This is a genomic window from Streptomyces sp. NPDC127190, from assembly GCF_042672505.1.
GTDB lineage: Bacteria > Actinomycetota > Actinomycetes > Streptomycetales > Streptomycetaceae > Streptomyces.
In genome coordinates this window covers 136,810-148,388 of the sequence record NZ_JBHXVE010000009.1, presented here as the reverse complement: position 1 = coordinate 148,388, position 11,579 = coordinate 136,810, and the positions used below count along the sequence as shown (strand labels likewise).

The following is an 11,579-nucleotide window of genomic DNA, read 5'->3' as shown; positions in this document are numbered from 1 at the left end:
CGCCGGCTACTTCACGCCCAGCAGCTGCTCCACCGGATCGATCGCGAAGTAGACGAGGAACAGCGCCGAGACGCCCCACAGCAGCCAGTTGATCTCCCGCGCCTTGCCCAGGACCGTGTGGATCACGACGTAGGCGAGGAAGCCCGCGCCGATGCCGTCGGTGATGGAGTAGGTGAACGGCATCGTGGCGATGGTGAGGAACGCCGGTACGGCGATCTCGTACCGGTCCCAGTCGATGTGCTTGACGTGGGTCATCATCAGGAAGCCCACCGCGATCAGCGCGGGCGCCGCCGCCTGGAGCGGGACGATGGTGAGCAGCGGGGTGAGGAAGAGGGCGAGGCCGAACAGGCCGCCGGTGACCAGGTTGGCGAAGCCGGTGCGGGCGCCCTCGCCGACGCCGGCGGCGGACTCGATGTAGGCGGTGTTGGAGGAGGCGGAGCCGAGGCCGCCCGCGACGGCGGCGGCGCCGTCGATGAACAGGACGCGGCCGATGCCGGGCACCCGGCCCTGCTCGTCCAGCAGTCCGGCCTCCGCGCTGATGCCGACGATGGTGCCCATGGCGTCGAAGAAGTCCGACAGGATGAGGGTGAAGACCAGCAGCACGGCGGTGAGGACACCGGCCTTGGCGAAGCCGCCGAACAGGCTGAAGTGACCGATCAGCCCGAAGTCCGGGGCGGCGACGAGCTTGTCCGGGACCTCGGGCGTGGTCAGGCCCCAGTTCTTGACGCCGGCGACGGAGTCGATGCCGATCGCGACGAGGGTCATCGTCACGATGCTGATCAGGATCGCGCCCTTCACCTTGCGGGCGAGCAGCGCGACGGTCAGCAGCACGCCCAGGCAGAAGACGAGCACCGGCCAGCCGGTCAGCCGGCCGACGGAGCCGAGCTGCACGGGCACAGTGGTGTGGGCGGCGTCCGGGATCCGGCTGACGAACCCGGCGTCGACGAACCCGATGAACGCGATGAACAGGCCGATGCCGACGCCGATGGCCTGCTTCAGCTGGTGCGGGATCGCGTTCATGATCGCTTCCCGCAGGCCGGTGAGGACCAGCAGACAGATGACCAGGCCCTCCAGGACGACCAGGCCCATCGCGTCGGACCAGCTCATCAGCGGGGCGAGCTGGAAGGCGACGACGGCGTTGAGGCCGAGGCCGGCGGCGATGGCGAGGGGGAGGTTGCCGCCGACCCCCATGACGACCGTCATCACACAGGCGACCAGCGCGGTGGCGGTGACGAGTTGTCCGGTGTCGAGGGAGTGGCCGAACTTGTCCTTGGCGCTGCCCAGGATGATCGGATTCAGGACAAGGATGTAGGCCATGGTGAAGAACGTGGCGAGGCCGCCGCGTATCTCCCGGCCGAACGTGGATCCCCGTTCGGTGATGCGGAAGTACCGGTCGACGCCGTTCCGGGCAGGTGGCGCGGGCTCCCGCCGGCTGTCCACCGTCTGCGTCTCGGTCATGGTCCAACTCCTCGGTGCCTGATGGGCGGGTGCGCGGATGCTGGCTGGATTGTTCCCCCCGTGAACCCTGTTCAGGTTTTCTCCGTGTTACGGAATCGGGTTCGATGGGCCATACGACGTCCGAACCCCCGTACACGTCCGTCGCATCGTCGCTGCTACGCTTCCGGATCTCCGTCCGGGCCCCTCCGGACCTTCACCTGTCATTCGCATGACACCCACAGAGCCGTATCGAGAAGAGGTCACCCGTGGGCACAGTCGTCGACGACGCCGCCTCCGTGGAGTTCCATGCCTTCTTCGACCGCCACTACGCGGAACTCGCCCGGCTGGCCCATCTGTTGACCGGTGAGGCGGACGCCGCCGACGATCTGGCGGCGGACGCCCTGCTGGCCCTGTGGCACCGCTGGGACCGGGTACGCGCGGCCGACCACCCGGTGGCGTACGCGCGCGGTGTGGTCGCCAATCTGGCCCGCACCCGGATCCGCAGCGCGGTGCGCGAGCGCCGGCGGATCGCGCTGTTCTGGTCGCACCGCGAGGAGCGGACCGAGAACCCGGACGTCGCCGGGGTGGTGGACGTCCAGGCGGCGCTGCGCAGACTGCCGTTCCGGAAACGGGCGTGCGTGGTGCTCCGGCACGCCTTCGACCTCTCGGAGAAGGACACCGCGCTCGCGCTCGGGGTGTCGGTGGGTACGGTTAAGAGCCAGACGTCCAAGGGCATGGCCGAGCTGGCCAGGCTGCTCGGCGCCCAGGGTGCGCCGCAGAAGGTGCACGCGGCGATGGTCCGGGGCGGCGAGAGCGGAGGAAGGAACCGATGAGGCAGCAGGACGTGCACGACGAGCTGCGCGCCCGGCTGCACGAGGCGGCCGAGGCCCACGAGCCCGACCGCGCAGCGATGCTGGCCCGGGTGGACCGCGGCATGGCCGCACGACGCAGCATGGCCGCACGACGCGGCATGGCCGCACGGTCCCGCCCCGATCACCGGGCGGTCCGGCCGCCGCTGTTCGGCTGGGTGCGCGTGGTCGGCGCCACCGCGGCGGTCGCCGGGGTGCTCGTCGCCGGCGGATACGCGGTGGCGTCCGCGGTGAAGGAACGGCCCCCGGCGCAGGAGCGCACGGTCGCGGTCTCCCCCACGCCCCGTGCCACGCCGGACCCGACGGCGTCCCGGTCCCCCGCCCGCACCACCGGCCCGGCGCCCGGCGCGGGCACCACCCGTCCCTCCCGGCCGGCCGGCACCCCCTCCTCCCCCGCGGCCCCCTCCACCCGGCCGCCCGTGGCTCATCGCGAGCAGAGCGGGCCGCTGTGGTCGGACGGCTCGGTGGACCTGCACAGCAACGACTTCTGGGCGCAGAGCGACGTCACCCTGAAGACGTCCCGGCCCCTCACCTCCCTCACCGTCCGGCTGAAGGTGGCGCAGACCGGCGGGGTGACGTCGACGGGGGCGTGGCGGTCCCTGCCGGAGGCGGACTTCACCCAGACCGTCCAGGAACAGGACGGCTTCCTCGTCTACGTCTGGACCCTCAAGGAGGGGCGCACGGTACCGGCCGGGCAGTGGGTGTTCGCCGGGCAGTACAACCACCAGCGCGGCGGCCGGGACGCGAAGGACGACAGCTACACCCTCACGGGCACGGCGGACGGCCGCGCGTACACGGTGACCGGCGACTTCGCCGTACACCGGACCGGCGACGGCGGCTAGGGCCCATCTCTCGCCCTGGCCGGCCACCGGCCGCGGCCGGCCGCCTGCCCGGAAGGGGTCAGCCGACGAAGTACGTCGGGTTCGGCAGCTTGTAGGTGCGGCCGGTGTAACCGCCGTCGAGGTCCGAGTACTGGTCGCCGAAGTCGGCGATGATCGTGTACCCGAGGTCGTCCTCGATGTGCTTGCGGGTGCCGGACTTGTACTGCACGGTGGTGCAGTTCCAGGCGCCCGCGGTGGCGCAGTCGCTCAGGTAGGCCGGCGGGTTGGCCTTGTCCTTGAGGAACATGTGGTCGGTGTCGAGGTTCACGTCGGAGCCGACCTTCTTCAGGTTCTCCACGGCACCGGCGCGCTGGGCCTCGCTCAGCCCGGAGTTGTAGAAGACCTCGACGCCCTTGGACGCGGCGTACTGCACCAGCTCGGGGCTGCCGAAGACCTCGGGGCGGTCGGCCTTGTTCACGTAGTCGTTCCACGTGGTGGGGTTGAACGTGTAGTTGTAGCGCTTCTCGTAGTCGAGGCTGAGCAGCAGCGTGTCGTCGATGTCGAAGACGACGGCCGGCTTCTCGCCGTGGCGCAGCGCCTTGCGGGCCGCCTTGTCTATGTAGCGCTTGGCGTCGGCGTCGATGTCGGCCAGGTCCTGCGCGTACGGGCTGTCCGGCGAGGCCTGGTACACGCCGTTGGCGTCGGCGTGGGTGCCGTAGTAGGTGTCGATGTCCTTCACCAGCTGCCCGATGTTGTAGGGCTCGTGGGTGGAGTTCGCCGTCGACTGGTGGGCGGTGGCGGCGCCGGCCCCGAACAGGACGCCGCCGGCCAGGGCGCAGCTCGCGGCGACAGCAGCGATTCGCAGTGTTTTATGCATGACAGGTTTTCTACGCGCGTCACCGTGGGTAGCGCGAGCACCGTTGCCCGATCGATATCAAGCCATCCGGTGAACGGGCCCTCGCCGCCGCTGCGTTGCCGTCGGTTCATCGTGGCGCCGACCGGGAGTCGGTCAGCCCGCGTAGGGGTCCGGCACCCGGCCGGGCCTGGCCAGGAACGCGAAGTCGCAGCCGGAGTCGGCCTGGGTGATCTGCTCGGTGTAGAGGGCGCCGTAGCCGCGCTCGTACCGGGCGGGCGGCGGCGTCCAGGCGGCCTTGCGGCGGGCCAGCTCCTCGTCGTCCACATGGAGGTGCAGGCGGCGGGCGTCGACGTCCAGGGTGATGAGGTCGCCGGTGCGCACCAGCGCGAGCGGGCCGCCGACGTACGACTCGGGGGCCACGTGCAGCACACAGGCGCCGTAGCTGGTGCCGCTCATCCGGGCGTCGGAGATCCGGACCATGTCGCGCACGCCCTGCTGGAGCAGGTGGTCCGGGATGGGCAGCATGCCGTACTCGGGCATGCCCGGCCCGCCCTTGGGTCCGGCGCCGCGCAGCACCAGCACGCTGTCGGCGGTGATGCCGAGCGCGGGGTCGTCGATGGTGCGCTGCATGGTCCGGTAGTCGTCGAAGACGACGGCCGGGCCGGTGTGCTTCAGCAGGTGCGGCTCGGCGGCGATGTGCTTGATGACCGCGCCGTCCGGGCAGAGGTTGCCGCGCAGCACCGCGACCCCGCCCTCGCCCGCGACCGGGTTGCCGCGGGGCCGGATGACGTCGTCGTCGTGCACCCGGGCGCCCGCGAGCTGCTCGCGCAGCGTGTCGTACGAGACGGTCGGCCGGTCCAGGTGGAGCAGGTCCGGGATCCGGGAGAGGAAGCCCGGCAGGCCGCCCGCGAAGTGGAAGTCCTCCATCAGGTAGGTCCGGCCGCCGGGGCGGACGTTGGCGAGGACGGGCACGGTGCGGGCGATGCGGTCGAAGTCGTCCAGGGTGAGCTTCACCCCGGCGCGGCCGGCCATGGCGATCAGGTGGATCACGGCGTTGGTGGAGCCGCCGAGGCCGAGCACGGTGGTGACGGCGTCCTCGAACGCCTCACGGGTGAGGATGTCGCCCAGCCTGCGGTCCATGTGGACCAGTTCGACGATCCGGAGCCCCGCCCTGGCGGCCATCCGGTCGTGCCCGGAGTCCACCGCCGGGATGCTGGACGCGCCCGGCACGGTCACCCCGAGCGCCTCGGCGGCGGCCGTCAGCGTGGACGCCGTACCCATGGTCATGCAGTGGCCGGGCGAACGGGCCAGGCCGCTCTCCAGCTCGGCCAGCTCGCAGTCGCCGATGAGACCGGCGCGCCTGTCGTCCCAGTACTTCCACATGTCGGTGCCGGAGCCGAGCACCTCGCCGCGCCAGTGGCCGGGGAGCATGGGGCCGGCGGGCACGAACACGGTCGGCAGGCCGACGCTCGCGGCGCCCATCAGCAGGGCCGGCGTGGTCTTGTCGCAGCCGCCCATGAGCACGGCGCCGTCCACGGGGTAGGACCGCAGCAGCTCCTCGGTCTCCATGGCGAGCAGGTTGCGGTAGAGCATCGGGGTCGGCTTCTGGAAGGTCTCGCTGAGCGTCGAGACCGGGAACTCCAGCGGGAAGCCGCCGGCCTGCCACACCCCGCGCTTGACGGCCTGGGCGCGGTCCCGCAGGTGCGCATGGCAGGGGTTGATGTCGGACCAGGTGTTGAGGATCGCGACGACCGGCTTGCCGAGGTGCTCCTCGGGCAGATAGCCGAGCTGGCGGGTGCGGGCGCGGTGGCTGAAGGAGCGCAGCCCGTCGGTGCCGTACCACTGGTGGCTGCGCAGCTCCTCCGGCCGCCTGCGGGGGCCGGTCATATGGACCACCCCTCGGCGATGGCGGCCACCTCGGCGCGCTCGTCCTCGGGCAGCAGGCTGCTCGGCGGGCGGACGTCCCGGCGGCACAGGCCGAGTGCGGCGAGGGCCTCCTTGACGACGGTGACGTTGTGGGCGGAGCCGTGCGCGGCGCGCAGTTCCTCGAAGCGCCGGATCCGCTCCCAGACCTTCATGGCGGCCGGGTAGTCGCCGGAGCGCAGCGCTTCGAGCATGGTGCGCGAGAGAGCCGGGGCGACGTTCACGAGTCCGGAGGTGAAGCCGGTGGCGCCCGCCGAGAAGTAGGAGGGGGCGTAGGGCTCGGCGAGCCCGGCGACCCAGACGAAGCGGTCGAGGCCGGCGTCGCGGGCGAAGGCGGCGAACCGGGCGGCGTCCGGTACGGCGTACTTGACGCCGATGACGTTCGGGCAGCGGCCGGCGAGTTCGGCGAGCCGGGCGCCGGGCAGCCGGTCGTGGCGGATGTACGGGACCACGCCCAGCTCTGGCACGGCCTCGGCGACGGCGCGGTGGTAGTCGACCCAGCCGGCGGCCGACCCGTAGGGGTGCACGGGCTGGTGGACCATCACCATCCCGGCGCCGAGGTCCCGGGCGTGCCGGGCGGAGGCGACGGCGGTGGGCACGTCGTGCCCGACCCCGACCAGGATCTCGGCCCGCTCCCCGGCCTCGTCGACGGTCAGCTCGGTGACCAGGCGGCGCTCCTCGGGGGTGAGGGCGTAGAACTCGCCGGTGTTGCCGTTCGGGGTGAGGGTCCTGATCCCGCCGTCGAGCAGGCGGCGCAGCAGGGCCCGGAGGGTGTCCCCGGCGACGGAGCCGTCCTCGGCGAAGGGGGTCACCGGGATGGCCACGACATCGGCAAGGGCCGCCCGTTGGGTCTCGAACGTCATGCTGCTCATGAAGGTCCTTCGGGGAAGGCACGGCGGACGAAGGACGCGATGTGGGCGTGCAGGGCACCAGCGGCGCCGTCGGCGTCACCGTCCAGCGCGAGCCGCAGGATCTCCCGGTGCTCGGCGGCCTCCCGCTCCCAGGAGGGCTCGGCGGCCCAGGCGACGGCGGCGACCAGGGCGGCCTGGTCGCGGACCTCGTCCAGCATCCGGCCGAGCAGCGGGTTGCCGCACGGCAGGTAGAGGGCGCGGTGGAAGTCGCGGTTGGCGAGGGAGCGTTCGGCGGTGTCGGTGGCCCCGTCGGCGCGGGCCAGCGCGTCGCGCGCGGCGTCGAGGGAGGCGCCGCGCCGTACGGCCCGGTGCAGGGCCTCCGGTTCCAGCAGCAGCCGCACGTCGTAGACCTCGCGTGCCATGTCCGCGTCCACCCTGCGCACCGTGACGCCCTTGTACTGGCTCAGCACGACGAGTCCGGTCCCGGCGAGGGTCTTCAGCGCCTCCCGCACGGGGGTCTTGGACACCCCGAACTGTGCGGCCAGCTCGGTCTCGACCAAAGCCTGACCAGGCGTCAGCAGGCCGGTCAGGATGCGGTGTTTGATCGCGTCCAGCACGAACTGCGTCCGGGACGGGATCGGTGTGGGCACAGAGGTCATGCGGCCCTCTCAGATCTCACATATCGCGTCTCATATATGACGTATGAAGTACGACGCGACGAAGGTAGGAGAGGGCCGGGAGTTCGTCAACGCTTCTGACAAAAGAAGTCGGGCGGGGGTTCAGACGGTGCGCGACTCGCCCTCCCGGGCGGTGCCGGTGGGCCGGCCGGCGACGGCGGCGGCGCGTGCGGTGGCCGCCTCGCGGCTCAGCCCGGGACCGACGTGGGTGATGAGCAGCTCGCGCACATGGGCCTCCCGGGCGATCCGGCCGGCGTCCTCCGGCGTCAGATGCACCTGTTCGCCTTCGCGACGCGTGTCGAGGTCGGCCTCGCACAGGAACAGGTCGGCGCGGGCGGCGAGTTCGGTGAGCGCGACACAGGGCCCGCTGTCCCCGGAGTAGGCGAGCACGCTGCCCTGGCACTCGGCGCGCAGTCCGTAGGCCTCGGTGTCGTGGGCGACGGCACGGGCGGTCAGGCGGAGGTTCCAGTGCCGGACGTCATGGCCGTCGTACAGGGGGCGGAAGTCGAAGACATCCTTGAGGAAGCCCGTGTCCGGCCGGCCGAGGAAGCCGGCCAGCCGCTGGGCGCAGTCCTGCGGGGCGTAGAGCGGGATGGGCGCGGCCGGGGCCATCCCGCCGAAGGCGAAGGCGTAGGCGGCGGACAGCAGGTCGGCGCTGTGGTCGGCGTGCAGGTGGGAGATCCAGATCGCGGTGAGCCGCGCGGGATCCGTGTGCCGCTGCAACGCGGCGAAGGTACCGGGACCCGCGTCCACCCACACCTCGGCGCCCCCGCCGGACAGCAGGTATCCGGAGCAGGGCCGGTCGGGGCCCGGGTGCGGGGAGGCGGTGCCGAGGACGGTGAGCGTGAGGGGCATGACAGGGAGCGTACGACGCCTCGCACCGGGCTCCCGACCGAACCCGGCACGGACCTGCGAACCCGGTGCGGATCCGGACGATGGCCACCCTCGGATCGTCAGCGTGCGGCGAGTGCCTCCCGTACCGCCGCCAGGTCCGCGTCCGACGCCAGTCCGGCGTGGTACAGCCGCAGTTCCGTCGCGCCCTCGTCGCGCGCGCGGGCCGCGTCCGCCGCGAGGGTGCGGGGGCTGCCGCCCATGCCGGAGACGACGGTGAGGTTGGCGGCCAGCACGCTGGTGTCGCGGGCGTGCCCGGCGAACGGCGCCAGCAGGGCCGTACCGCCCGTGCACGGCACGACCACGCCGTCGGCGACGGAGAGGATGTGGGCGGGATCGACGCCCGGGTTGGCGCCGCAGTGGTAGGAGACCGGGTCGGCGTGGAGCAGGACCTGGAAGGCGGGGGGTGCGGCGGCGCGGACGGCGGTGACGGCCGCCTCCTGGAGGGTGCGGGCCGCCGTCTCGCGCCACGCGCGCGTGGCGGCCGCCGTCTCCTCGCCGAGCAGCTTGCCGACCGTGGGCCAGCCCTCGTCGTCCGCCGTGCCACGCCACAGCGGCTCCAGCGCGGACCGTACGGCCCGTGCCAGCTCCTCGGCGTCCAGGCCGTGTTCGCCGTAGCCGGCCGCACAGGCGGGGCAGAAGCACAGGGACATCAGGTACTGCCCGGCGTCCCCGAGGGCCACGCCGGAGGTCTTGTCGTGGGCGTGCAGATGCTGGAGTCCGTACCAGCCGAGGGACTCGAGTTCGGTGCCGCGCGCCCCGGGGCGTACGGCGGCCTCGGCGGCGAGGTCGGTCAGGTACGCGCGCGTGGCGGGCTGGGCGATGCAGGGCGCCCAGGGGTAGCGGTCGCCGTAGGCGTTCCGCACGGAGGTGTGGGGGTGTTCGGCGCCCAGGCGGGAGTTGTGGGCGAGCACCACCCAGCTGTGCACCTCCAGGCCCGCCGCCGCGAGCGCCTCGGCCGCCTCGCCGTAGGCGTCGCCGGGGGCCCAGCGGCCGGCCGGGTACGGCCTGAGGGCGCGGCCGGTCCAGCGGCCGTCCGGCGGGTAGAGGACGGCCGCGTGCTCGGCGGTGACGATGCGGTGCTGCGGATGGCGGGGGGTCAGCGCGCGGGTGGAGTGGTAGGCGGCGGCGAGGGTCACCTGCTCGACACCGAGTGCGGCGATGCGCGCGGGGGCCCCGGGGTCCCCGTTGACGTCCCAGGGGTAGAGGAACGCCGACGCCTTCACGCGCCCTCCTCCAGCAGCGCGTACCCCCGCTCGATCAGCCGGGCGAGCTGCTTGACGTGCTCGTCCGCCGGTTCGTGCAGGGGCGGACGGACCTCGCCGACGTCCAGACCGCGCAGCCGTACCCCCGCCTTGACCAGGGAGACGGCATAGCCGCGGCCCTGTGCGCGCAGCTCCACGAACGGGCGGTAGAAGCCGTCCAGGAGGCGGCGGACCGTGGTCTCGTCGCCCGCTTCCAGCGCCCGGTGGTAGGCGAGGGCGAGTTCCGGGGCGAAGCAGAACACCGCCGAGGAGTAGAGGGTGATGCCGAGGGCGCGGTAGGCGAGCTGGGTCTGCTCGGCGGTGGGCAGGCCGTTGAAGTAGAGGAAGTCGCCGGGGACCTCGGTGCGGACGGCGCTGACGATCCGCTGCATGAGGTCCAGGTCGCCGAGGCCGTCCTTGAGGCCGATGATCCCCTCGGTGCGGGCGAGTGCGACCACGGTGTCCGGGGTGAAGACCGCGTTGTCGCGCTGGTAGACGACGACCGGCAGCGGGGTGGCGGCGGCGATCTCCCGGTAGTGCCGCAGCAGGCCCTCCTGTCCGGCGACGACCAGGTACGGCGGCAGGGCGAGCAGCCCGTCGGCGCCCGCCCGCTCGGCGAGGCGGGCGTAGCGGACGGCGAGCGCGGTGCCGTACCCGGCGCCGGCGACGACCGGGACCCGGCCCTCGGCCGCCTCCACGGCCGCCCGGACGCAGTCCTCGAACTCCTCCGGCAGCAGCGCGTGGAACTCGCCGGTGCCGCAGCAGGCGAACACGGCGGCCGCGCCCGCGTCGATGCCCCGGCGCACATGCGCGCGGTAGGCGTCGAGGTCGGGCGAGCCGTCGGAGCCGTAGGCCGTGACGGGGAAGAAGAGCGGCCCGCGGGGGTCGCGGAGCCGGGCGGCGAGCGGGGCAGGCGTCACGGGCGCTCCCTGTGTGCATGTTTCTGATCGTCGTCTATATTTCTGAACGATCTCACGCTAAGGGCCCACCAGGGAGCCGGTCAAGCACCCGAACGGGCATCCCGGCAGCGGATTTGCCCCTGTCACGGCACACTTGACGGGGCATGCGGGCGCTCCCTAGCGTGTCCACGCATGTGAATTCTGTCCACGCATGCGGCCGTCGGTGTCGAGGAGACGGCCCTGGAGGCCAAGGAGACCGAGGATGCCCGCTCCCCGTACCGTTCTGCTCACCGGTGCCGCCGGCGGGCTCGGCACCCTGATGCGGTCCCTGCTGCCGGAGTACGGCTACACCCTGCGCCTGTTCGACGTGCGCCCCATCGAGGACGCGCCGGACGCGATCACCGGCGACCTCACCGACCCGGCGGCGGTGCGCGAGGCGGTGCGGGGCGTGGACGCGGTCCTCCATCTCGCGGGCATCTCCCTGGAAGCCCCCTTCGACAAGATCCTCCGGTCGAACATCGAGGGCACGTACCACCTCTACGAGGCCGCCCGCCAGGAGGGCGTGCGCCGGATCGTCTTCGCCTCCTCCAACCACGCCGTCGGGTACACCCCGGCCCCGCGCGCGGGCGAGCCGCCGATCCCGGTGGACACCCCGCACCGCCCGGACACCTTCTACGGCCTGTCGAAGGCCTTCGGCGAGGACCTGGCCCAGCTCTACTGGGACAAGCACGGCCTGGAGACCGTCTCGGTGCGCATCGGCTCCTGCTTCCCGGAGCCGACCACCGTGCGCATGCTCTCGGTGTGGATGAGCCCGGCCGACGGCGCCCGGCTCTTCCACGCGGCCCTGACCGCCGAGCAGGTCGGCCACACCGTGGTCTACGGCTCCTCCGCCAACACCCGCCTGTGGTGGGACCTCGGCAGCGCGCGGGCGCTCGGCTACGAACCCCGGGACGACTCCGAGCCGTACGCCGAGAAGCTGATCGCCGAACAGGGCGAGCTGGACCCGGACAACCCGGCCCACCGGAACCTGGGCGGGCACTTCGTCACCGACCCGCCCATCTGGCCGTACTGAGCCGCGGGCCGGATCCGCCGGGTAAGGGAACGGTAAAGC

General features: G+C 72.5%; 11 protein-coding genes. 3 read left to right on the top strand and 8 right to left on the bottom strand.

Annotation, left to right across the window (positions count from 1 at the left end):
* Nucleotides 1-6 precede the first annotated feature (6 nt).
* A complete protein-coding gene (locus ACFVIU_RS16545; protein WP_385843179.1) occupies nt 7-1,458 on the bottom strand; it encodes an NCS2 family permease in 1,452 nt (483 codons plus the stop codon).
* 245 nt (nt 1,459-1,703) lie between these two features.
* Between ACFVIU_RS16545 and ACFVIU_RS16540 the strand changes: the two genes are divergently transcribed.
* Together ACFVIU_RS16540 and ACFVIU_RS16535 are read left to right on the top strand one after the other, a co-directional pair.
* The gene (locus tag ACFVIU_RS16540) at nt 1,704-2,270 is read left to right on the top strand and encodes a SigE family RNA polymerase sigma factor (RefSeq protein ID WP_385843178.1); all 567 of its coding nucleotides are present in this window, start codon (nt 1,704-1,706) and stop codon (nt 2,268-2,270) included.
* The gene (locus ACFVIU_RS16535; protein WP_385843177.1) at nt 2,267-3,148 is read left to right on the top strand and encodes a hypothetical protein; all 882 of its coding nucleotides are present in this window, start codon (nt 2,267-2,269) and stop codon (nt 3,146-3,148) included. The genes ACFVIU_RS16540 and ACFVIU_RS16535 overlap by 4 nt, the downstream gene beginning before the upstream one ends.
* 58 nt (nt 3,149-3,206) lie before the next feature.
* Here the strand turns inward: ACFVIU_RS16535 and ACFVIU_RS16530 are convergent, their stop codons facing one another.
* The 7 genes from ACFVIU_RS16530 to ACFVIU_RS16500 all read right to left on the bottom strand — a co-directional run bounded on the left by ACFVIU_RS16530 (nt 3,207) and on the right by ACFVIU_RS16500 (nt 10,489).
* On the bottom strand, nt 3,207-4,004 hold the full coding sequence (locus ACFVIU_RS16530) for an HAD family acid phosphatase (RefSeq protein ID WP_385843176.1): 798 nt from the start codon (nt 4,002-4,004) through the stop codon (nt 3,207-3,209).
* Between the two features lie 132 nt (nt 4,005-4,136).
* On the bottom strand, nt 4,137-5,870 hold the full coding sequence (araD, locus tag ACFVIU_RS16525) for an L-arabinonate dehydratase (protein WP_385843175.1): 1,734 nt from the start codon (nt 5,868-5,870) through the stop codon (nt 4,137-4,139).
* On the bottom strand, nt 5,867-6,778 hold the full coding sequence (locus tag ACFVIU_RS16520; RefSeq protein WP_385843174.1) for a dihydrodipicolinate synthase family protein: 912 nt from the start codon (nt 6,776-6,778) through the stop codon (nt 5,867-5,869). The genes araD and ACFVIU_RS16520 overlap by 4 nt, the downstream gene beginning before the upstream one ends.
* Nucleotides 6,775-7,416: a GntR family transcriptional regulator gene (locus tag ACFVIU_RS16515; protein WP_385843173.1), complete on the bottom strand. Its 642-nt coding sequence runs from the start codon at nt 7,414-7,416 to the stop codon at nt 6,775-6,777. The genes ACFVIU_RS16520 and ACFVIU_RS16515 overlap by 4 nt, the downstream gene beginning before the upstream one ends.
* Before the next feature lie 120 nt (nt 7,417-7,536).
* Nucleotides 7,537-8,289, bottom strand: a complete 753-nt coding sequence (locus tag ACFVIU_RS16510) for an MBL fold metallo-hydrolase (protein WP_385843172.1) — start codon at nt 8,287-8,289, stop codon at nt 7,537-7,539.
* A 98-nt stretch (nt 8,290-8,387) separates the two neighbouring features.
* Nucleotides 8,388-9,551, bottom strand: coding sequence for a hypothetical protein (locus ACFVIU_RS16505; RefSeq protein WP_385843171.1), 1,164 nt, complete (start codon nt 9,549-9,551; stop codon nt 8,388-8,390).
* Nucleotides 9,548-10,489: a 5-dehydro-4-deoxyglucarate dehydratase gene (locus ACFVIU_RS16500; protein WP_385843170.1), complete on the bottom strand. Its 942-nt coding sequence runs from the start codon at nt 10,487-10,489 to the stop codon at nt 9,548-9,550. The genes ACFVIU_RS16505 and ACFVIU_RS16500 overlap by 4 nt, the downstream gene beginning before the upstream one ends.
* A 241-nt stretch (nt 10,490-10,730) precedes the next feature.
* Between ACFVIU_RS16500 and ACFVIU_RS16495 the strand changes: the two genes are divergently transcribed.
* Nucleotides 10,731-11,540 (top strand): NAD-dependent epimerase/dehydratase family protein, encoded by an 810-nt coding sequence (locus tag ACFVIU_RS16495; RefSeq protein ID WP_385843169.1) that lies wholly within the window; start codon nt 10,731-10,733, stop codon nt 11,538-11,540.
* Nucleotides 11,541-11,579 lie beyond the last annotated feature (39 nt).

What these genes read in the sequence shown, in the direction of transcription:
- araD (WP_385843175.1), bottom strand. Translation starts at nt 5,870, where the DNA reads ATGACCGGCCCCCGCAGGCGGCCGGAGGAGCTGCGCAGCCACCAGTGG.
- ACFVIU_RS16495 (WP_385843169.1), top strand. Translation starts at nt 10,731, where the DNA reads ATGCCCGCTCCCCGTACCGTTCTGCTCACCGGTGCCGCCGGCGGGCTC.
- ACFVIU_RS16530 (WP_385843176.1), bottom strand. Translation starts at nt 4,004, where the DNA reads ATGCATAAAACACTGCGAATCGCTGCTGTCGCCGCGAGCTGCGCCCTG.
- ACFVIU_RS16520 (WP_385843174.1), bottom strand. Translation starts at nt 6,778, where the DNA reads ATGAGCAGCATGACGTTCGAGACCCAACGGGCGGCCCTTGCCGATGTC.
- ACFVIU_RS16535 (WP_385843177.1), top strand. Translation starts at nt 2,267, where the DNA reads ATGAGGCAGCAGGACGTGCACGACGAGCTGCGCGCCCGGCTGCACGAG.
- ACFVIU_RS16515 (WP_385843173.1), bottom strand. Translation starts at nt 7,416, where the DNA reads ATGACCTCTGTGCCCACACCGATCCCGTCCCGGACGCAGTTCGTGCTG.
- ACFVIU_RS16545 (WP_385843179.1), bottom strand. Translation starts at nt 1,458, where the DNA reads ATGACCGAGACGCAGACGGTGGACAGCCGGCGGGAGCCCGCGCCACCT.
- ACFVIU_RS16510 (WP_385843172.1), bottom strand. Translation starts at nt 8,289, where the DNA reads ATGCCCCTCACGCTCACCGTCCTCGGCACCGCCTCCCCGCACCCGGGC.